This window comes from Sulfurimonas sp. NW9, assembly GCF_051132275.1.
Classification (GTDB): domain Bacteria; phylum Campylobacterota; class Campylobacteria; order Campylobacterales; family Sulfurimonadaceae; genus Sulfurimonas; species Sulfurimonas hydrogeniphila.
This window is the reverse complement of the sequence record NZ_CP093236.1, coordinates 1,306,646-1,329,958: the sequence shown is the minus strand read 5'-3', so window position 1 is coordinate 1,329,958 and position 23,313 is coordinate 1,306,646. Positions and strand designations below refer to the sequence as shown.

Below are 23,313 nucleotides of genomic sequence, written 5' to 3'. Positions count from 1 at the left end.
TTTATTGCTATACTTTGCCAATAATTGCCAGAAACCAAACAATATTTTGAAAACGGAGAGATATTATGCGTGTAACATCAAGTATGTATTACAACAGTCTGTATGCTACAAATAATTTAAAAATAAACAATGAACTTTTTGATGTAAATAAGCAGATTGCCTCAGGATTGAAAATTCAATATGCCAAAGATGATGTAAGAACATTTACAGAAACTATGCGGCTTGACAATGAGCTCGTTACAATAGGGCAGGTGAAAAAGAGTACAGAAAGCGGGTATAAAATTTCAAATCAGACAGATGTTGTTCTCAATGAGTTTGAAACTTCACTTGACAGAATGAAGACTCTGCTTATAAATGCCGCAAACGGCACACACAGCCCTGACTCTCTTGATGCCATAGCCGGAGAGCTTCGGGGTTTGGAAAAACATTTTAAAAACCTGGCAAACACTTCGATTAACGGGCAGTTTTTATTTTCTGGTTCTGCTGTCAATACAAAACCGATAGATGCAAACGGAATATATCAGGGGAATGATGCAGGAATGAACTCTGTGCTTGGTTCAAATTCCACACAAAAGTATAATCTCACCGGAACAGAACTTTTTTTAGGCGAAGAACAAAATACAAAAAGAGAAATCACAACAAATGTAATCAACAATGATTTGATTAACGGTGGAATAATTACTACAGACAGCAGTATTAGAGATTTGATGGGTGATATAGATGATGATACAACTACAGTCAACAAAAATTATTTTTATATCAGAGGGACTAGAAGTGACGGCACCGCCTTTAAAGTCAGAAAAGAGTTTGACGATACGGCAAAAGTAAGCGATTTACTGGATGAAATAGGCAAAGCATACGGAAACAACGGCAGTATAAATGTTGTTAATGTAAGTTTAAATGCAAATGGACAGATTGTTGTCCAAGACAAACAGAAAGGTTCAAGCAAACTGGATTTTCATATGGTGGGGGCGGTTGATTTTGATTTGACGACAGATGAAAACGGTGATACCCAAAACAATGATGCACTCGTAAATGATATAGATTTGCTGGATGTCGGTGAAAAAGATTATGCAAAAATAAAAGACGGAACTGCTACATCAAGCCTCTATGTCAAAGAGTTTATCCAGTCAGGTTTCATACCGGCTGCCGGTGCAGCCAGCAATATAGAAGGGATAGTGTATGACAGAACACAATTTTCCAAAAGCGGCGCAGAACTCACATCAAATGTCCCTCAGATTCTAAAAGAGACAAATGCCTTTGCCTCTCCATCTGCAAAAATTTCAGAAGTAGCTGATTTGTCTCAGGGAACACCCGGTACGCTTGATGCAACCGTATTGAATCTGGAAGGAAATGATATTAACGGTAATCCTTATACCGCAACAATAAATTTAGATTCCGCAGGTTCAACTTTTACAATTGGTGGAAATACTTATGATATTTTTAATATGCAGACTCCAAGAACAGCCACGGATGCTGACAATGTAACCTATCAGCAGCTCATGGATGTCGTGAATATGGTAATAACAGGCACCTATCCGGCGACTGACAATACTTCTGGAAATAAAGCACAGGAAGCTATTGACTATGATGATGCAATAAAAGCTTCAAATCTGCAAGGTACTACATCTTTAACATATGACGGAAAGTTGAAATTCACTGACTTGACTGCTACTCAGACACAATCGACAATAGCACTTTATGATGCTAACAGTGATAATTTTACAGCAGATGCTTCTGTTATGACCTTTAATGCAAACAACGCTTTAACTATTGTTGATCCAAAAACAGATTTTTTTAAAAATCTTGATGAAGCCATTAGTGCTGTAGAAGATCATAAACTTTATCCGGACAGTTCCAGCGGAAATATGCGAAATCAAGGAATAGAAAATGCGCTTGCAGCAATAGACAAACTGCAGTCACATGTCTCCAGAAGCCATTCGGTTGTCGGTGCACAGTCAAATACCTTAAACACTTCACTCGAAAGAACAAGTCTGCTGGAAGTCAGTACAATGACCCTGCGCTCTGAAGTAATAGACACAGACATTGCAGAGGCCTCTTTGCGTTTGTCTCAACTCAGCTTAAACTATCAGGCGATGCTCTCAACTGTGGGGAAAATTTCGCAATTAAGTCTGGTAAATTATTTATAGGATATACTTTTATATATTATTTATCCCTTCTTACTATAAAGGTTTTCTAGCTTGAAAGATACTCTGTTTATTATCATTTTTGGTGTATTAATTTATCTCGGTTTTTCAACTCTTTTTGGTCCAACTGGGCTTATGGGCAGTTATGGTGCTACTTTTTCTTCTTACAATCAGCTTTATTTTGGTTATATATCGTTTGTATATCTCTTTGTGCTGCTGTTTCCTTTGTATTTTCTGTATAAAGATACATCTTTTGGTTTTAGAAAGTTAGAACTGGGTGTTGCTTCTTTTTTGCTTTTATGCTCTTTTCTTATCGCACAGGCCTTACTTGTTACAAATGAATACAGAGGAAAATTCGGTGCAGATTTTGTAGACTTTTTATCTCCCTATATAGGTGTTTTCGGATTATGGGTATTTTGGTTTATTATTACGGCGGTTGCCATGGTGATTCTTTTTGATAAAAGCAGTTCGGAGATCTTACATGTAGTCATATCTTCACTCAAATCCAATAAACCGAAGAATGCAGCAACTTTTGTTGAAAAGGAACAGAGTGAGACCTTGCAACAAGATGAAATCATGCAAAAAGAAGAGAACAAAGAGACAGAGTATGTTGAACAAACCCAAGATGAAGAAATAGACAAACCGGCATATCTAAGAAAAGAAAAAAAGCATGTACCGGCAGAAGAAACAAGTGAGACAAAAAAAACTATTTTAGATATTGCCGCGGATGTAAAAGAGCATAAAAATACTGTTATCGTTGATGAGCTTGAAGAAAATGCAAAACTCTTGGCTAATATTGAAAAAGGGAAGGTAGAAAAACCCAAAAACTTTAAGCTGCCTTCTGTAGATTTTTTGCAAAAGCCGAATAAAACAACACATAATGTGGATGAAAAAGAGCTTGATGACAAGATACGCTATCTTATTGAAAAGCTGGCACATTTTAAAATTGACGGAGATGTTGTGCGTACCTATGCAGGTCCTGTAGTTTCTACCTTTGAGTTTAAACCGGCAGCCAATGTGAAAGTGAGTAAAATACTTAACCTCCAAGATGATTTGGCGATGGCGCTTTCAGCGGAGACTATTCGTATTCAGGCACCTATCCCGGGAAAAGATGTTGTCGGAATAGAGATTCCCAATGAAGCAGTAGATACCATTTATCTGCGTGAACTTTTAGATGACAAACTCTTTAAAGACTCGGCCTCACCACTTACTATAGCGCTTGGAAAAGACATTGTAGGCAAGCCTTTTATTACTGATTTAAAAAAGTTGCCGCATTTGCTTATAGCAGGTACAACAGGAAGCGGGAAAAGTGTCGGGATCAATGCTATGATACTTTCACTTTTATATAAAAATTCTCCTGATCAGCTGCGTCTTTTGATGATTGACCCGAAAATGCTTGAGTTTTCCATATATAATGATATCCCGCATCTGCTTACTCCTGTCATTACAAAGCCAAAACAGGCTATTGTCTCACTTAACAATATGGTCGGTGAAATGGAACGGCGTTACGAACTCATGGCTGAGAGTCGTACAAAAAATATTGAAAATTATAATGAAAAAGTAAAAAAAGAGGGTGGTGAACATTTCCCTTATATAGTCGTAATTATTGATGAATTGGCTGACCTGATGATGACAAGCGGCAAAGATGTTGAACTTTCCATCGCAAGACTTGCGCAAAAATCACGTGCCTGTGGAATTCATCTTATCATCGCGACACAAAGACCGTCTGTAGATGTTGTTACGGGACTTATTAAAGCCAACCTGCCTTCACGCATATCCTACAGAGTGGGACAAAAGATTGATTCAAAAATCATTTTAGACCAAATGGGTGCAGAATCACTTCTGGGGCGTGGAGATATGCTTTTTACGCCTCCGGGTTCGCCGGCTTTGGTACGCCTGCATGCTCCGTGGGCTACAGAAGAAGAGATAGAGAAGATAGTAGATTTTATTAAAGCGCAGCGAGAACCAAATTATGACAAAAGCTTTTTGATAGAAGAGACGAATGCCGAAGGTGGTTCTGCTTCAGGCTCTAATGAAAGCTATGAAGAGCTTGATCCTTTGTACGAAGAGGCGAAAAATGTAGTTTTAACTGACAGAAAAACATCTATTTCTTATCTGCAAAGAAAACTACAGATTGGATATAACCGTTCTGCAAGAGTGATAGAACAGCTTGAAAATGAAGGAGTTCTCTCTTCTCCAAATGCCAAGGGTGTCAGAGAGATATTGTAATGCCAAAACCGCATTTTATATTTATGAAACAAAAAGATTCTTTTTGTGTACATGTAAAGAATCTGGAAAAATTACGTGTTGAACAGATACAGGAAATAGAAGCATTTGTTGCGCAAAGAAAAGGGTACTTTGATTTTACTGCCTACACATTCAGTATTGGAAAAAAACTTGAATATCGGGAATTTGTAAAACTTCTTGATATGTTACATGTAGAAGCTTTGGTTGAGGAAGCTGTTTGTGCTCCGCAAACCAGCGCCAGAATTTCTTTTGGGCAATACAAAGGAATGCTTTACAATGAACTGCCTGATTCTTATCTGTTATGGCTCAAAAACAACTATATGGGCAGTGACAGAGAAATTATCTGCACTGAAATTGCAAAACGCAGACTCTAGTGTTACTTTTCTATACAATGAAGTAATTTTACGCAATATAGATGTATAGATTCGTAACACTGTCGATATGATTACTTTTCTTTTAGCTATAATGTCCCCAAATTAAATTTACAATAGGAAGTATTATGGGATTTAGAGAAGACTATAAAGCACATGTAGAAGAAAGAGCGGCACTTGGTGTCCCTCCATTACCTCTTACTGCTGAACAGACAGTAGAAGTTATCGAGTTTATTAAAACAGGTGAATATATTGAAGAGATGCTGGATCTTTTAGAAAATCGTGTATCTCCGGGTGTAGATGATGCAGCCTATGTCAAAGCAGCATTTTTAAACGAATTGGCAAGTGAAGAACATCATGTGGCAGCTATTCCACCTGAAAAAGCTGTCCAAATGCTTGGTATGATGCTTGGCGGATACAATGTGAAACCATTAATTGATGCTTTAACGTCAAAAAATGTAAAAGTTGTTGCAGCAGCTATTGAAGCACTTTCCAGTACATTATTGGTATATGATGCGTTCAATGATGTTGAAGAGTTGCACAAAAAAGGTGTGACTGCAGCAACTCACGTTTTAAATGCATGGGCAGACGCTGACTGGTTTACAAAAAAACCTGAACTTCCTGAAAAATTAACTGTTACCGTATTTAAAGTTCCTGGTGAAACAAACACTGATGATTTGTCTCCTGCTTCTGAAGCATTTACACGTTCAGACATTCCTTTGCATGCAAACTCTATGCTTGCTGCAAAAATGGAAGATCCTATCGGAACTATTAACAGACTGAAAGAGCTTGGTCATCCTGTTGCCTATGTTGGTGATGTTGTAGGTACCGGTTCAAGCCGTAAATCAGGTATCAACTCTGTACAGTGGCACATGGGAGAGGATATTCCGGGTGTTCCAAACAAACGTACCGGCGGTGTAGTTCTTGGCGGAACAATCGCACCTATTTTCTTTGCAACAGCAGAAGACTCGGGAGCACTTCCAATCGAACTTGATGTTTCTCAAATGGAAACAGGTGATGTTATTGACATCTATCCGTATAAAGGTGAAGCACATAAAGACGGTAAATGCATCGCTACATTTACATTAAAACCAAATACTATTACTGATGAAGTACGTGCAGGCGGTCGTATTCCACTTATTATCGGTCGTGGGCTTACAAACAAAGCACGCAGTGTTTTAGGAAAAGCTCCGGCTGATATTTTCTTAACACCTGATCAGCCTGAAGATACTGGTAAAGGGTATACTTTAGCACAAAAAATGGTTGGTAAAGCATGTGGAATGGATGGTGTTCGTCCGGGTATGTATTGTGAGCCTGAAATGAGTACAGTCGGTTCTCAAGACACAACAGGTCCTATGACAAGAGATGAGATCAAAGAACTTGCTGCGCTTGGGTTCAATGCTGATTTGGTATTACAGACTTTCTGTCATACATCTGCGTATCCAAAACCGTCAGATATTAAGATGTTCCATACATTACCTGACTTTATTGCAAACCGTTCAGGTGTTGCTCTTCGTCCTGGTGACGGTATTATCCACTCATGGCTAAACAGAATGGTTCTTCCGGATACTGTAGGTACGGGTGCAGATTCACATACTCGTTTTCCTATCGGTATCTCTTTTCCAGGCGGTTCCGGAATCGTTGCATTTGCAGCAGTTACAGGTTCTATGCCTTTGACTATGCCGGAATCAGTTCTTGTAAAATTTAAAGGAAAAATGCAACCGGGAATCACATTACGTGACTTGGTTAATGCTATTCCGCATCAGGCTATAAAAGAAGGTCTTTTGACAGTTGAGAAAAAAGGAAAGAAAAATATTTTTGCCGGGCGTATTTTGGAAATTCAGGGCTTGCCTGATCTGAAAGCCGAACAGGCATTTGAATTGTCAGATGCATCAGCAGAACGTTCTGCTGCAGCATGTACAGTTCAGTTAGACAAAGAACCAATTATTGAGTACTTAAAATCTAATATTACACTTTTAAATTCTATGATTGATGCAGGATATGAAGACCATCGTACATTGGCACGTCGTATTGTGAAAATGGAAGAGTGGTTGGAAAAACCTGAACTGATGAAAGCGGATGAAGATGCAGAATATGCGGCAGTACTTGAGATTGATTTGGATCAAATCACAGAGCCTATTTTGGCATGCCCGAATGATCCGGATGATGTTGCTACACTTTCAGAGATTTTAGCTGACCCTAAACGTCCGCATAAAATTGATGAAGTATTTGTCGGTTCATGTATGACAAATATCGGCCACTACCGTGCACTTGGTGAAGTATTAAAAGGCGAAGGTGCTGTTCCTACCCGTTTATGGGTTTGCCCTCCGACAAAAATGGATGAGAAACAACTTGTAGAAGATGGCTACTATGCAATCTTTGGTGCTGCAGGTGCAAGAACAGAAGTTCCGGGATGTTCATTATGTATGGGGAATCAGGCACGTGTATCAGATGGTGCAGTAGTGTTTTCAACATCAACACGTAACTTTGACAACCGTTTAGGAAAAGAAGCACAGGTTTATCTTGGTTCTGCTGAACTTGCAGCGGTATGTTCACTTCTTGGAAAAATTCCGACAAAAGAAGAGTACTTGGAGTTAACGAAAAAAATAGAAGGGAAAGAAGATGATATCTATAAATATCTAAACTTCAACCTAATCAAAGATTATAAGCTTAACTAGCTGTATGCAGAATGAAACTAAATTTCATTCTGCCAAGTTGAACTAAATTCACAGTGCAATAAATGGACTAAATCCGTTTTTGTTACATATTACTCACTGACTATATCATATTCATCCGGAATATCCGGTACATATTTATCTTGCGATATTTTTTTATTTACTTCTTGGTTTTTAAATACAATCTTTATATCATTTTCAAGTTCATCTTTGTATGAAATAGATTTAATGATGGAATTTTCTGTTTTTATGATGTATTCTTTATTCTGAAAATTCGCTAAATAACTCCCTTTTGCGATCTCTTTTGCATTGTGAATAATTTTAAAAAGATCAAAATCTCCATTAAGATGTTTAATGATGACCTGTTCTAACTCCGGTTCAATAACTACAATTTTATTTTGTAAAATATAAACACTTTTCTGCACAGGTTTTGTATACTGCCAAAGAGCATAACGAGGTTTAGAAGCTGTTACATGCCCCGTATATGTTATCTTCACACCTTTGTCATCTACTATTCTTTGTAAAAAATCTGCTTCAAAACTGTTTATATTTTTTATACTTGCATAGCCAGATGTTATCAACAATGCAGCTAAAATTATTCTTTTCATTTTTCTCCTTTAAAAAGAAATTATAGCAAATTATTCATTTATACTATTTATTAGATTTAATGTGATAAAATAAGAACAATTTCAGCGATTACTATATAGTAAATTATATAGTAACGATAATAAGGTTGCAAATGCTACAAGCATTCATGGGTAAGGTATTTGGTACTGCAAATGACCGAGAATTAAAAAAATATACTAAAAAAGTTAAAAAGATTAATGAACTTGAAAGCAAATATGAAGTTTTAAGTGATGATGCACTCAAAAATGCTTTTGAAGATTTGAAACAAAGTGTACAGAGCGGCGAGAAAACTCTGGATGATGTGTTGTATGATTCTTTTGCCATAACAAGAGAAGCTGCAAAACGTGTTTTGAATATGCGTCATTTTGATGTTCAGCTTATAGGCGGTATGGTTTTACATGAGGGTAGAATTGCCGAAATGAAAACCGGTGAGGGAAAAACTCTTGTGGCTACACTTGCCATTACTCTCAATGCAATGACAGGCAAGGGCGTTCATTTGGTAACAGTGAATGATTATCTGGCTTCCCGTGATGCAAAAGAGATGGGTGTGCTGTACAATTTTCTGGGCTACAGTGTAGGCACGATTCTCGAAGACATGCATGATCCTGCAGAGAAAAAAGCTGCTTATGATGCGGATATTACCTACGGTACAAACAATGAGTTCGGCTTTGACTATTTGCGTGACAATATGAGTTATTCAAAAGACCAGATGGTCCAGCGTGGACACAATTTCGTAATTGTCGATGAAGTGGATTCTATTTTAATTGATGAGGCGAGAACGCCTTTGATAATTTCAGGGCCCACAAACAGAAATATGCAGGATTATCTCAAAGCAAACAGAGTTGCTTTGGAATTGAATAAAGAGGAACATTTTACTGTTGATGAAAAAGACAAAGTGATATTGATTACAGAAGAGGGTATCACAAAAGCGGAAGAACTTTTTGGTGTTGAAAATCTTTACAGTGCTGAGAATGCTTCTTTGCCGCATATGCTTGACCAGGCTTTAAAGGCAAATTACCTTTTTGAAAAAGATGTTGATTATGTTGTCAATGACGGGGAAGTGGTTATTGTTGACGAATTTACGGGCCGATTAAGCGAAGGACGTCGTTTTTCAGAAGGACTGCATCAGGCACTTGAAGCCAAAGAGGGTGTGGAAATAAAAGAAGAAACACAAACACTTGCAGATATTACTTTTCAAAACTACTTCAGAATGTATGACAAACTTGCGGGAATGACAGGTACTGCCGAAACAGAGGCAACAGAATTTGCACAGATTTATAATTTGGATGTTGTTTCCATTCCTACAAATATTCCGATTGCAAGAAAAGATTTGAATGATTTAATATATAAAACAGAAGAAGAGAAATTTACAGCTGTTATTGAGACCATTAAAAAACTAAGAAAATCAGGACAACCTATTTTAATAGGGACGGCTTCTATTGAAAAATCTGAAGTTTTACATGAAATACTGAAGAAGGAAAAAATTGCACATACTGTTTTAAATGCAAAAAACCATGCACAAGAGAGTGAAATCATTAAACATGCCGGAGCAAAGGGTGCTGTAACCATTGCGACAAATATGGCAGGACGCGGTGTTGACATTAAGGTAAGTGATGAAGTAAAAGAGCTCGGTGGTTTGTATATCATAGGAACCGAGAGACATGAAAACCGTCGTATTGACAACCAGCTGCGCGGACGTTCCGGGCGTCAGGGTGATCCCGGAACAACACAGTTTTATCTTTCACTTGAAGACAATCTTTTACGAATATTCGGCAGTGATAAAATCAAGTCCATCATGGAAAGACTCGGTGTTGAAGACGGCGAATATATAGAATCTAGAATGGTCACCCGTGCAGTTGAAAAAGCACAGAAAAAAGTTGAAAATATGCACTATGAAGGGCGTAAGCAAATTGTTGAATATGATGATGTTGCAAATGAGCAAAGAAAAATCGTTTATAAATTCAGAAATCAACTTTTAAGTGATGATTATGATATTGCTGGTAAAATTGATGAAATCAGAGAAGAATATGTTGCAAATCTTTTAGCTCGCTCGGATATATTTGCCGGTGCAGACAAAGAAGATTTTAATCTTGAAAAACTCTCTCAGCTTCTTAAGGAAGAGATGAATTTTGATTTGGATATCGAGCAGTTAAAAGAGCTTGAATACGAAGAGTTGTATGCCAAAGTTACAGAACTGTTAAAAACGGCTTATGATGAAAAGATGGGCGTGTTGGATGAGCAGACAAGACAGGATATAGAAAAAGAGTTTTATCTCAAAGAGTTGGACAATGCCTGGAGAGAACATCTTTATGCGATGGACAATATGAAAACCGGTATTCGTTTGCGTGCATATAATCAAAAAGATCCTCTTGTTGAGTACAAAAAAGAGAGTTTTGGTCTTTTTGGTGAATTAATTAATGATATTAAATTCAATACAATCAAAACCTTGCAGATTATACAGTTCCAGATGGAATCTCCGGAAGAAGAAGCTGCCAGAATTTCCAAACAGCTTGAAGAAGAGAAAAAAGCACAAGAAGCATTGATGCGGCTGAACCATCATGACAATGTGGATATTGATGCCGAAGATGACTTTGTTGTGAGTAAAAAAATAGCAAGAAATGACCCCTGTCCGTGCGGAAGCGGAAAAAAGTACAAGCAGTGCTGTGGAAAAAGCGGTCCGAAAAAAGGTGTTTTTGCTTCTTGAAAAAATCAATAGTTTCTTACCTTGTGAAAAGATTTTTACGCTTTGACAAGGAGCAGCCTTTTATCTTTATATCTGCACTTTTAGCCTTTATAGGAATTACGCTCGGTGTCATGGTACTTCTTATTGCCATGGCACTTATGAATGGTTTTGACAAAGAGTTTAAAGACAAACTGACTGTTATGAACTACCCTTTAACCATCATTCCAAAGTTTTACGGTGCTGTAAACAGCAATCTGCTTATGGATTTGGAAGAGAAATTTCTTATTTGCAGTTTAGCCCTTACATTCAGTCTTCTGTGATGGCCAGAAGCGGTTCAAGACTTGAAGGCGGGTATCTCTTTGGTGTAAACTTTGAGGATGAAGTGAAAGTCAATTCGGTACTTGCAAAAGCAATTACCGGGCATACTTTTAAAAAATTTGATGTCGTTATCGGAAAAACTCTTAAAGAAGAATTTAATTTACATGTAAATGATAAACTGATGTATATTTTTACAAATGTGGAACCGGGCGGACTCTCTGTTACTCCAAAAATAAAGCGCTTTCAAATCAAGTCGTTTTTTGATTCAGGGCTTTCTGCTTATGATAAAGCATACTCCTACACAACACTGGAGGCTATGCAGACCATAGAGCATATGGCCGCAAATGAATATGACGGTATTCATATATATTCCAAAGATCCACGAAAAGATATAGAAAAAATAAAAAAAGTGCTGCCAATCAGTGTAACAGTAAAAGGCTGGTGGGAAGACAATATGAATTTTTTTGCTGCTTTGGAGATGGAAAAAACTTCTCTTTTTATTGTCCTGATGCTTATTATTCTTATTGCTTCTATCAATATTATCTCTTCTCTTTTAATGACTGTAATGAACAGAAGAGGGGAAATAGCACTTTTGCTCTCTTTGGGTGCAACGACATCTGAAATTAAAAAAGTATTTTTGTATTTGGGAATTGTTATAGGAATTACCGGTATTTTAGCCGGTATTGTCTTTGGACTGAGTGGTATATGGCTACTCAGTACTTTTGATATTGTCTCTTTGCCAAAAGATGTTTATCCTACTTCGAGACTTCCCCTGGACTTGACACTTCATGATTTCATTTTTATTGTCGCAGGTGCTTTTGGTATCGTTGTAGCTTCCTCTTATTATCCTGCCAAAAAGGCAAGTGAAGTAGATATACTGACTGTTCTTCGAAATGAGTAGTAAAACTCCTAAAAGAGTTTTTGAAGCACTTTAAAAGGAAAGGTAAGCGTTCTCTTGATAATATTGAGCGGTGCTACAATAATATCTTTGGCAACCATGGTATTTATAGTAGGATCGCTGAGCTTCCCTGTAACTTTGAGTGTGGTTGATATACTTTTTCCATCAAAAATAATATAACCGACAAGTGGTACTTTTGAGAGATTACTTCCCAGATCTGTTTTTAAATTTAAAACCAAATTGATACTGTTCTTGTTGATATCCGCACTCCCTTTTCCGAGTATTGTCAATTCTTTGGATTCAAGATAAATATCTGAAATATCAAAGACACCTTTTTTTGCATGAAATTTTACATAGGCATTCTTTACATGTAAACCTTTTTTACTGTAACCCGGCAGTGAAAAAGTAACAAGAGAGGGTATTGTATTGACAAAAGCCAGGACATTATTGAGAAGTTTATAGTCAATCATTACAGTATCATGCATGTAAAAAACACCCTTGTAGTCTTCAAGTGTTCCATTCATAGAAAAGTCCAGACTCCCACCACTGAATTTAGACGGGGCAAAGAGTTTTTCCATGAATTTATCATTAAAGTTTTCTCCATAAAGATGAAAAGTATTGTTTTCAAGCTTAAACCCTGCGTTTCCTTTTTTGTGAATCAGTTGTGCTGTTAGGATATTATTGTAATATTGCAGATGCATTGTATCTGAAACAGCGTATCGGTTGTTGCCAAGATAAAGATAGGAATCTATCGCATCTGCGGAAAGCTTAAAGTTGCCTGTTTTTGCATTTGACTGTGTTGTTATTTGTTTTGCAAGTTTGACAATAGCATCTAAATTCAGACCGGCATCATGTATTTTGATTGCAACATCTTTATCTATTTTAATGTGCATTTTCTTGTTTATGTTGAGATAAATTTTTTGTTTTTTTGTAATTTCTCCTCTTACAGTGTAGGTGCTGATTTCCTTGTTTTTGTTGACTAGCAAATGATAAGGATAGTGTAAAGTTGCGCTAAACTGAGTATAGGGGGCATCATTTTTTTTATAAAAACTGATTTTTCCTTCATTGAGTTTATATTTTTGTAAAAAAAGTGATTTTTTTGCAAGAATCTCAAGAGCATTAAGTGTTAATTTCCATTGTTTTTCATTGGAAACAAAAGAAGCATCAAGTTCTCGTGAATCTATTGTAATATTTTCGCCGTCAATATATCCGCCTAGCATTATTTTATTGTTTTTATAGAGTATGGCATCTGTTTTTGGGTTTTTCAATACAAAGTCATTTAAACTTATATGTGCTTTTTTTGAATCAAAATCATAATAAGCATAGACTTTTGTACTGATATAATCACTGATTTGTAAAAATGTATGTTTTAAATATATACTTTGTTTATCAAAATTTATATAAAAATTGCTTGCTTTGTATTGCGATCCGTTAACATTGAAAAATATATCTTCCTGTGAAGAGACAGATAAAACCTTGTCGTATTGTATGTGTAACGGTGTTACTGTTTGTGTGAGTTCTATACCGCTGTACTGTAGCTTTAAGAGATCTACATCAAGATTTGTTTTAGATGCTTTGAGGTCTATTGTTCCATTGACATATCCATTTGTCATTTTCCAGATATTAAAATACGTTGCGGGTATATTTGCCTGCAGTTTTTTCAGATCAAAATCTACTGAGAGTTTCTCTAACGTAATAATTTTGTTTTTGTATTGCCATTTTGAAGAATCTATATCTATTGTGTCCTGCTTTGGATTAATACGGTAGGCTACATGCAAAGGTCCTTTTTGTGTATCAAGAGAGAGACCCTGTGTCTCTATTTTGTGAAAGTTTAAATTTATTGTTCCTTCTGATTTCTTTGCATTAAAGCTTACATATACATTCGCCGCAGCAATCTCTTTGTATTTTGCCTGCATTTTATCTATCAGCACATCATAATTATCAAGATGTATATGTGTATTGAAAATATCTATATTCAGTCCAAGGTAGTCAAAGTTTGCTTTTTTGGTATAAAAGTCTCCTTTGGCATCTACATCAATTGTATGCAGGTTGACCTCTATCGTTAAATCTGTATTGACTGTTCCTTTTCTTTGTAAAAAAGGCAGTTTTATTTTGTAGGTGTTCAATACATGTAACATGTCTTTGTTAAGCATACCTTCAAACAGCAAATGCAGTGTTAAAAGTTCTTCTTTTTTATTGAAGTCAATTTTAAGCCAGCTTTTTCCTAAATGCATGCCATACGTCAAAGCATTTTGAGGTTTTATATATAAAACACCCTTTTTAAATTCAAGGTTTGTCTGCTTGCTTTTTACAGCCTCAAGTTTTGGATTGTATGTATAGATGAGTTTTTGTGCAACTGCCTGTATATATATGTTTTTATAAGCATTTTGCAAATCACTATAATCAATAAAACCATGAAATTTTTGAATATCAAGATATTGCATTTTAATGGCAGTATATGCCCAGTATATTACTTCTTTTGGCAAATGTGCGATTTTTATAAGGTGAGAAATATCAGTTATGTGTTTGTTGCTGACAACATTGTAGATGAGTTGTTTCGCATCTGCAATTGCATAAACAGTAAGGTTTGCATCATTATGAATATCAAGGTCAATTTTTGTGTATACTTTTTGTGCCTGTGTATCAAAAATAACACTGCCTTTTATAGTGACAGCCCTTTTTTTGTCTTGAAACTTTTTTATTGAGACTGTAAGCAGATCTGTTTTTGCATAAATCTTCGATTCAAAATCAAAATCGGGAGATTGAAAAACAAAAAAGCCCTGATCACTACTCGTGTATTTAAAAGAGCCTGTGGCATTTCCAAATACTATGTTACTGACAACAAGAGAGCGAAACCAGTGTGTTGTTTGCGTAACAATTTTAAGATATTTACTGAATTCTTTAAAACTGACATTGTTCGCAGTTTTGTTTTTTTGTCTGTCAATTTTTAAGGTTTTAACAGAAACAGTAAGTCTGTCATCCCATTTGATATAAACATTTTTTGCATGAATATTTGATATAGAAACATTATCAAGATATAATCCATTTTGTAAAACTATAAACAAACCAACAAGAAGAAGAAACATGAAAGTAAAAAAAACAGCTATACTCGCGTATGTTTTCGCAATAATCTTCGTGATTGCATTATCTTTCATGTATTACCTTAATAAACCTATTTATACGCCCAAAGTCCTCTATATTCCTGCAGGCTCTATTAACAAAATTATAACACAATTGCAGTCTAAAAATTATGATGTCTGTAAAATCGATTCTTTTCTTTTACGGATGATTGGCTCCCCTCAAAGCGGATGGATAAATTTACAGACAAGGGCTAATACCAAAGCGGATTTTTTATATAAACTGACAAGATCCAAGGCAGCTTTGCAAAATGTTACACTTATTCCGGGAGAGACTACCTATATATTTTTAAATCAACTGGCAAGTAATTTGCATCTCAACAGACAAAAATTACAAAATGAATTCGACAAGTATGCTCCAATAAAAGAGGGCGTTTTTATTCCTGATACCTACAGACTTCCTTTGGGTATTACGGAAAAAGAGCTTATAAAAGTGTTACTAAACAGCTCACACAGAAAAATGAAAGAACTTTCTCTAAAGTTTTTCGGCAATTATAATGAAAAGAAATGGTTTCGATATGTAGCAATAGCTTCAATAATTCAAAAAGAATCAGCCAGTGTAAAAGAGATGCCTTTGGTGAGTTCTGTTATATACAACAGAATAAACAAAGGAATGAAACTGCAAATGGACGGAACGCTTAACTACGGAAAGTATTCGCACCAAAAGGTCACACCCTACCGAATTAAAAATGATACTACAACATACAATACATACAGACATGCAGGGCTCCCAACTGCTCCTGTTTGCAATGTAAGTATTGATGCCATACGGGCTGCGGTATTTCCGAAAAAAACCAAGTATCTCTATTTTATGAAATCCAAAAACGGAACACATGACTTTACATGTAACTATTCTACACATTTACGCAACATAAAGCGTGCTACAAAATGAAACAAAAAAGAAAGATAATGTGAACTTTTTCCTGTCAATGCCCTGTTTGTTTCTCTTAAGTGTTATTATTTAATTCGTAAAGTTCATAAATATATAATTTATGAATAAATATTAACTCAGAAGGACAGAACATGTCAAAAATTATTTGGTCAAAAATTGATGAAGCTCCGGCTTTAGCAACATATTCTTTATTGCCAATCGTAAATGCTTTTACAAAAGAAGCAGGTGTAGAAGTTGTAACTAGTGATATTTCACTTGCAGGGAGAGTTTTAGCAGCAATGGGTCTTGGAGAAGACGAGTTGTCTAAGCTTGGTGAACTTGTGCAAAAACCGGAAGCGAACATTATTAAGCTTCCAAATATTTCTGCTTCAGTTGGTCAATTAAAAGATTGTATTGCGGAACTTCAGTCTCAAGGGTATGATATTCCGAACTACCCGGAAAATCCTGCAAATGCCCAAGAGGAAGCTATCCAGGCTAAATACAGTACTTGTCTTGGTTCTGCAGTCAATCCTGTCCTTCGTGAAGGAAACTCTGACAGACGTGCAGCACATGCAGTTAAAAAATATGCACAAAAACATCCACACAGACTGAAGCCTTTTGCTGAAAACTCAAAAGCTTATGTTGCTCACATGAACGGTGACGGTGATTTTTATGCAAATGAACAGTCAGTAACTATGGACAAAGCGCAAAAAGTGACAATTGCATTAAACGGCAAAGAGTTAAAAACTATTGATGCTCTTGAGAAAGAAATTCTTGACGGTACATTTATGTCAGTGAAAAAGTTAAGAGCATTTATCCAAAAAAGTATTGATGAGGCAAAAGAGAAAGGTGTTATATGGTCTATTCACCTCAAAGCCACAATGATGAAAATCTCTGATCCGATTATGTTTGGTCATGCATTCCAGGTTTTCTTCAAAGAAGTTTTTGACAAATACGCAGATTTATTCGCTGAATTAGGTGTTAATCCAAATCTTGGTATGAGTGATTTGGAGAAAAAAATTGCCGGTCACCCAAAAGAAGCAGAAATCAAAGCTGCTTTCCAGGCAGTAGTTGATGCTGATGCACCGAGAATTGCTATGGTTGACTCTGACAAAGGGACAACAAACTTCAATGCTTCAAATGATGTAATTATTGATGCGTCTATGCCTGTTGTTGTACGTGAAGGCGGTAAGCAGTGGGACAGAACAGGTGCGGCTGATGAGTGTGTTGCTGTTATTCCTGACAGTACATATGCAATGTTTCACCAAGAGATGGTTGCTGACTGTGTGAAAAACGGCCAATATGATGTAACTACTATGGGTAATGTTGCAAATGTCGGTCTTATGGCACAAAAAGCAGAAGAGTATGGTTCTCATCCGACAACTTTTGAGCTTGAAGAGAGCGGCACGGTTACCGTAACTGCTGAAGACGGTACAGAACTTATGAAATTTGAGTGTGAAAAAGGCGATATCTGGAGAATGTCCCGTGTGAAAGATATTCCGATTCAAGACTGGGTACGCTTGGCGGTTGAACGTGCAAGAATTACAGGAAATCCTGCCGTATTCTGGTTGGATGAAGATCGTGCACATGATGCGCAGATGATTAAAAAAGTAAACAAATACTTAAATGACCATGACACGACAGGTTTGGATATTAAAATCATGGATGTTGCTTCTGCTACAAGATTCACAAACGAAAGAGTAAGAGCAGGCAAAGACACAATCTCTGTAACCGGTAATGTTCTTCGTGACCACTTGACAGATATGTACCCGATTTTAGAGCTTGGAACATCTGCAAAAATGCTTTCAATTGTTCCATTGTTAGCCGGTGGCGGTCTGTTTGAAACAGGTGCCGGCGGATCTGCTCCTAAACATGTGGATCAGTTCTTAGAGTGCGGTCACCTCAGATGGGATTCATTAGGTGAGTTTTTAGCATTGGCTGAGTCACTTAGAATGATGTACCAAAAAAGTGAAGACAGCAAAATCGGTGCATTGACAGAAGGTCTTGACAAAGCAAACGAAGGTTACCTTGACAATGATAAAGCGCCGAGCAGAAAATGCGGTGAGCCTGATAACAAAGCGTCTCATTACTGGGTAGCACGCTACTGGGCTGAGGCACTCAGTACACAGACTGCTGACACTGCTTTGGCAGAGAAGTTTACGCCGATTGCCGAAACACTTATCAAAAATGAAGAAAAAATTCTTTCCGAGCTTGCTGCTGCGGAAGGTTCTCCGAAAGATATCGGTGGGTATTTCCACCCGGATGATGCCAAAGCTGAAAAAGCAATGCGTCCGTCTGCAACATTGAATGCAATAATTGATTCAATCTAAGTTGAATTATATCGTGCGTAAGGTATACTTACGCACGATATTCCTCTTTTTTATGTAACTCTTATTTTAACAGGTGCTATATACAAAAGATGAATGCCGTTTCATCTAAACTTTCGATGTCTGAATATACTTAAATGTTATGTGTTCGCACATATTGTTTAAGTGTACTGTACTGGTCATCATACTATTTAATATTAAGGAGCATATATGAGTCAAGGAAAAAGAGTAGGGATAGTAGGTGCTGGTAATGTTGGTGCAACAGTAGCATACTCTCTGGCAATGCTTGGATCGTGTCATGAAATTATTCTTCGTGACAATAAAATAGATGTAGCAAAAGGAAAGGCTCTCGATATGTCTCAGGCAGCTTCTGCTGTAAGAAGTCATACCGTGGTTAAAGTTGCTGAAGAGATGTCGGATCTGGTTGACTGTGATGTTGTTGTTGTAACTGCCGGCAGTCCAAGACTTCCTGGTATGAGTCGCGATGACTTATTGATGATAAATGCAAAAATTACAAAAGAAGTTATAAAAGGTATTGCAAAATACTCTCCAAATGCAGTTGTTATCATGGTTTCAAATCCGCTTGATGCGATGACATATGTAGCACTTAAAGAGAGTGGATTTGACAGAAGCCGTGTTATCGGAATGGCTGGAATCCTGGACAGTTCAAGAATGGCAGCATTTATACAGGAAAAGCTTGGTTACGGCGGAGGGCAGATTCGTGCTTCGGTTATGGGCGGACACGGAGATGACATGGTGCCGCTTCCTCGCTACTCAACTGTAGCGGGTGTACCGCTTTCTGATGTGCTGACGAATGATGAAATTGCCGAAATTGTTGACAGAACCCGCCACGGCGGTGCTGAAATTGTGGGATACCTAAAAACAGGTTCAGCTTATTATGCGCCTGCAAAATCAACAGCGATTATGGTGGATGCAATTTTAAAAGATACAAAACAGATTCACCCTTGTGCGGTATGCCTTGAAGGTGAATACGGTTACAGTGATGTAGTTTCGGGGGTTCCTGTAATGCTTGGTGCAAAGGGTGCTGAAAAAATCATTGAAGTGACACTCGATGAAAAAGAAAAAGCAATGTTTGCAAAATCCTGTAAATCAGTTCAGGATTTGATAGATACATTAAAAGAAAATAATTTTTTTGAAGGGAAATAAAGAATGAAGAGCCGTATAGAAAAAGACACCATGGGTGAAATCGAAGTACCTCAAGATGCTTATTGGGGTGCGCAGACACAAAGAAGTATTCAAAACTTTAAAATCGGTGAAGAAAAAATGCCGTATGAGATTACCCGTGCATTTTCATACCTGAAAAAAGCTGTGGCACTTGTCAATAAAGACCTGGGAAAACTCGATGCAAAAAAAGCAGATGCAATTGCGCAGGCTGCTGATGACATGCTGGCAGGAAAACTTGACGGAAACTATCCGCTTGTTGTATGGCAGACCGGTTCAGGTACGCAGTCAAATATGAACAACAATGAAGTGCTTGCAAATCGTGCTACAGAAATACTCGGCGGAGATTTTAGAAAAGAGAAACTGGTACATCCGAATGATGATGTTAACAAGTCACAGTCTTCAAATGATACATATCCGACTGCTTTACATGTAGCGGCTGTTATCGCTGTTGAAGAGAATCTTCTTCCTGCTATTGCCAAACTTAAAGCTACTTTACAGGCAAAAAGTGAAGCGTTTGCCCATATAGTGAAAATAGGCCGCACACACCTGCAGGATGCTACTCCTTTAACTCTTGGACAGGAAATAAGCGGTTGGGTTGAAATGCTGAGCAAATGTGAAAAGATGGCAAAAGACTCTCTTGAAGCAGTCAGAGAGTTGGCACTTGGCGGTACCGCAGTCGGAACAGGGCTTAACGCTCATCCCGAACTTGGTGAAAGAGTTGCTAAAAAGCTCAGTGAATTGACAGGGCATGAATTTGTGACAGCACCAAACAAATTTCACGCACTCACTTCCCATGATGCACTTGTTTTTGCTCACGGTGCGCTCAAAGCACTTGCTGCTGATATGATGAAAATAGCAAATGATGTGCGATGGTTGGCATCAGGTCCCCGTTGCGGCCTTGGTGAAATTGAAATTCCTGCAAATGAGCCTGGAAGTTCTATTATGCCGGGAAAAGTAAATCCTACACAAAGTGAAGCGGTAACAATGGTTACCTGTCAGGTTATGGGAAATGATGCAACAATAGGCTTTGCAGCAAGTCAGGGAAATTTTGAATTAAATGTTTTTAAACCTGTTATAGCATATAATTTTTTACAGTCTGTGCGTCTTTTAAGTGACTCAATCATATCATTTAATGATAATGCCGCTGTGGGAATCAAACCTGTTGAGGCAAAAATAGATCATTATTTACATGATTCATTGATGCTTGTAACAGCTTTGAACCCATATATCGGATATGAAAATGCAGCTAAAATTGCAAAAACTGCGCATGCAAACAATTCAACATTGAAAGAGACAGCTGTTGAACTCGGGCTTTTGACACCTGAACAGTTTGACGAATATGTAAAACCGGAAGAGATGATTGCACCTAAGGCTTAAAAGCCAATGCAAGCGAGGAACTAAATTCCGAGTCGTATAAGGCTTAAAAGCCAATGCAAGCGAGGAACTAAATTCCGAGTCGTATAAGGCTTAAAAACAAGCGTCTTTCAATTTTAAACAAGGAGAATAAATGAATATACATGAATATCAGGCAAAAGAAATTTTTGCTGAGTATGGTGTTCCGACACCAAAAGGTAAAATTGCAAACTCGGTGGAAGAGGCTGTAGAAAATGCAAAAGAGTTAGGTGGACCTGTCTGGGTTGTAAAAGCACAAATACATGCAGGTGGTCGTGGACTAGGCGGTGGTGTAAAACTGGCTAAAAGTCTTGATGAAGTAAAACAGTATGCCCAGGAAATTCTTGGTATGACTTTGGTGACACACCAAACAGGGCCTGAAGGAAAACTTGTACAAAAAGTATATATAGAAGACGGTGCTGACATTAAAGACGAGCTTTACCTTTCTGTAGTACTTGACCGCGCACAGGAAATGCCGATTATCATGGCTTCTACCGAAGGCGGGATGGACATAGAAACTGTAGCAGAAAAAACTCCGGAAAAAATCATTAAAGTTACTGTTGATCCTTCTATCGGATTTCAAGGGTTTCATGGTCGTGAATTGGTTTTCGGTCTTGGGATTACAGATAAAAACGAGCAGCGTAAAATGATTGATTTTGCTTCTAAACTCTATAAGCTTTATATGGACAAAGATGCAGAGATGATCGAAATCAATCCGCTTGTAAAAACCGGTTCTGGAGACTTTATTGCACTTGACGGCAAAATGGGATTTGATGATTCGGCACTTGGGCGTCATCCTGAACTTGAAGCAATGAGAGATATTTCAGAAGAAGATCCGGATGAGCGTGAAGCTGCCCAGTATGGTCTTTCTTATATTGCGCTTGACGGTGAAATCGGTTGTATGGTAAACGGTGCAGGGCTTGCTATGGGAACAATGGATACTATTAACTATATGGGCGGAACACCTGCGAATTTCCTTGATGTCGGGGGAAGTGCAAATGCAGAAACGGTTGCAAAAGGTTTTGAAATAATTTTGAAAAATCCAAATGTTAAAGCCATTTTTGTAAATATCTTTGGCGGTATAGTCAGATGTGACCGTATCGCAAACGGTATACTTGAAGCTACAAAACTTGTAGATGTTCATGTACCGGTTATTGTTCGTCTTGATGGTACAAATGCTCCAGAAGCAGCAGAGATTCTTAAAAATGCAAATATACCAAATGTAATTCCAGCGACAGACTTGGCAGACGGTGCTGCAAAAGCTGTTGCTGCAGCAAAAGGAGAGTTATAAGATATGTCAATTTTAGTAAACAAAGATACAAAAGTAATCGTTCAGGGTTTTACCGGTAAAGAGGGTACTTTTCATGCAGAACAGTGTATTGATTACGGTACAAATATTGTCGGTGGTGTAACACCAAACAAAGGTGGTGAAACACATTTGGGTAAACCGGTTTTCAATACGGTCAAAGATGCGGTTGATGCAACCGGTGCAACTGTTTCTATGGTTTTTGTTCCGCCTGCGTTTGTTGCAGATGCTGTAATGGAAGCTGCCGATGCAGGAATTGAACTTGCTGTAATCATTACAGAAGGGGCTCCGGTCAAAGATATGATGTTTGCCAAGCAATATGCTACTAAACACAATATGAAAACAATAGGGCCAAACTGTCCTGGTATTATCACTGCCGAGGAGTGTAAAATCGGAATTATGCCTGGAATGATTTTCAAAAAAGGCAATGTCGGACTCATTTCCAAATCCGGAACACTTACTTACGAAGGTGCCAACCAGGTTGTAAAAGAAGGATTTGGTATTTCTACTGCTGTTGGTATCGGCGGGGATCCGATTATCGGACTTTCATACAAGCAGATTCTGCCAATGTTTGAAGCTGATCCTGAAACAGAGGCAATTGTAATGATTGGTGAAATCGGCGGAGACCTTGAGATTCAGGCGGCAAAACTGATAAAAGAGCAGATAACAAAGCCTGTTGTCGCTTTTATTGCAGGGCAAACAGCTCCTAAAGGAAAACGTATGGGTCATGCCGGTGCGATTATTTCCGGTAGTGCAGGTACTGCAAAAGAAAAAATGGAAGCTCTTGAAGCTGCCGGTGTTAAAGTTGTTGTTTCTCCAGCAGAAATCGGAAAAGCTGTTGCTGAAGTTTTAGCAAAAAAATAATTTATTTTTATACTCTTTCACAAAAACTTTCTGAAAATATTAATTTTCCAGAAAGTTTTTTTCCTCTTTTTTTATAATTTATATCTCTTTTTAATCTTTTAAAATCTCACTGCTTGTGTGTAGATACTAAACGGTATATGGTTTTTATAATTTATACTTTAATTTTATTTTTTAAAATTTCAATATAAGTGTGTAAATACTAAACGTTATATGCTCTTTTTAGCAATAAACATCAACTTTTATAATCAAGTTGATAATGATTTGC

At 37.4% G+C, this 23,313-nt stretch carries 13 protein-coding genes and 1 pseudogene; 12 read left to right on the top strand and 2 right to left on the bottom strand.

Features of this window, described 5'->3' with window-relative positions; all coding sequences use genetic code 11:
- Positions 1 to 65 precede the first annotated feature (65 nt).
- The 4 genes from MLC44_RS07540 (at position 66) to acnB (ending at position 7,443) form a co-directional block, all read left to right on the top strand.
- Positions 66 to 2,150, top strand: coding sequence for a flagellar biosynthesis protein FlgL (locus MLC44_RS07540; RefSeq protein WP_434656750.1), 2,085 nt, complete (start codon positions 66 to 68; stop codon positions 2,148 to 2,150).
- A 51-nt stretch (positions 2,151 to 2,201) separates the two neighbouring features.
- Positions 2,202 to 4,376: a DNA translocase FtsK gene (locus tag MLC44_RS07535; protein ID WP_434656737.1), complete on the top strand. Its 2,175-nt coding sequence runs from the start codon at positions 2,202 to 2,204 to the stop codon at positions 4,374 to 4,376.
- Complete coding sequence (locus MLC44_RS07530; protein ID WP_151900260.1) at positions 4,376 to 4,768, top strand: putative quorum-sensing-regulated virulence factor; 393 nt, start codon at positions 4,376 to 4,378, stop codon at positions 4,766 to 4,768. Before MLC44_RS07535 ends, MLC44_RS07530 begins: the two co-directional genes overlap by 1 nt.
- A 125-nt stretch (positions 4,769 to 4,893) precedes the next feature.
- Positions 4,894 to 7,443, top strand: coding sequence for a bifunctional aconitate hydratase 2/2-methylisocitrate dehydratase (gene acnB / locus MLC44_RS07525; RefSeq protein ID WP_434656730.1), 2,550 nt, complete (start codon positions 4,894 to 4,896; stop codon positions 7,441 to 7,443).
- 89 nt (positions 7,444 to 7,532) lie between these two features.
- Here acnB and lolA read toward each other — a convergent pair whose 3' ends face one another.
- The gene (gene lolA / locus MLC44_RS07520) at positions 7,533 to 8,048 is read right to left on the bottom strand and encodes a LolA-like outer membrane lipoprotein chaperone (protein WP_346388792.1); all 516 of its coding nucleotides are present in this window, start codon (positions 8,046 to 8,048) and stop codon (positions 7,533 to 7,535) included.
- 131 nt (positions 8,049 to 8,179) lie between these two features.
- Here lolA and secA point away from each other — a divergent pair, with 131 nt between their 5' ends.
- Both secA and MLC44_RS07510 read left to right on the top strand, forming a co-directional pair.
- Positions 8,180 to 10,771, top strand: a complete 2,592-nt coding sequence (secA, locus tag MLC44_RS07515; RefSeq protein WP_434656727.1) for a preprotein translocase subunit SecA — start codon at positions 8,180 to 8,182, stop codon at positions 10,769 to 10,771.
- Positions 10,768 to 11,969, top strand: a pseudogene (locus MLC44_RS07510) (FtsX-like permease family protein). The gene secA and the pseudogene MLC44_RS07510 overlap by 4 nt, the downstream one beginning before the upstream one ends.
- Before the next feature lie 8 nt (positions 11,970 to 11,977).
- Here MLC44_RS07510 and MLC44_RS07505 read toward each other — a convergent pair.
- Entirely contained in the window at positions 11,978 to 15,121 is a 3,144-nt protein-coding gene (locus tag MLC44_RS07505) for a YhdP family protein (protein WP_434656724.1), read from the bottom strand.
- Here MLC44_RS07505 and mltG point away from each other — a divergent pair.
- The 6 genes from mltG (at position 15,051) to sucD (ending at position 23,048) form a co-directional block, all read left to right on the top strand.
- Positions 15,051 to 15,995 (top strand): endolytic transglycosylase MltG, encoded by a 945-nt coding sequence (mltG, locus tag MLC44_RS07500; RefSeq protein WP_418640351.1) that lies wholly within the window; start codon positions 15,051 to 15,053, stop codon positions 15,993 to 15,995. The two genes, MLC44_RS07505 and mltG, sit on opposite strands and share 71 nt — an antisense overlap.
- Before the next feature lie 131 nt (positions 15,996 to 16,126).
- Positions 16,127 to 18,304 (top strand): NADP-dependent isocitrate dehydrogenase, encoded by a 2,178-nt coding sequence (locus tag MLC44_RS07495; protein ID WP_346388788.1) that lies wholly within the window; start codon positions 16,127 to 16,129, stop codon positions 18,302 to 18,304.
- Between the two features lie 207 nt (positions 18,305 to 18,511).
- Complete coding sequence (gene mdh, locus MLC44_RS07490; protein WP_151900268.1) at positions 18,512 to 19,468, top strand: malate dehydrogenase; 957 nt, start codon at positions 18,512 to 18,514, stop codon at positions 19,466 to 19,468.
- A gap of 3 nt (positions 19,469 to 19,471) precedes the next feature.
- Positions 19,472 to 20,863 carry a class II fumarate hydratase gene (fumC, locus tag MLC44_RS07485; protein WP_151900269.1) on the top strand — a complete coding sequence of 464 codons (1,392 nt, stop codon included), beginning with the start codon at positions 19,472 to 19,474 and terminating at the stop codon, positions 20,861 to 20,863.
- 130 nt (positions 20,864 to 20,993) lie between these two features.
- Complete coding sequence (sucC, locus tag MLC44_RS07480; protein WP_151900270.1) at positions 20,994 to 22,169, top strand: ADP-forming succinate--CoA ligase subunit beta; 1,176 nt, start codon at positions 20,994 to 20,996, stop codon at positions 22,167 to 22,169.
- A gap of 3 nt (positions 22,170 to 22,172) precedes the next feature.
- Complete coding sequence (sucD, locus tag MLC44_RS07475; RefSeq protein WP_151900271.1) at positions 22,173 to 23,048, top strand: succinate--CoA ligase subunit alpha; 876 nt, start codon at positions 22,173 to 22,175, stop codon at positions 23,046 to 23,048.
- The last annotated feature ends 265 nt before the right edge of the window (positions 23,049 to 23,313 follow it).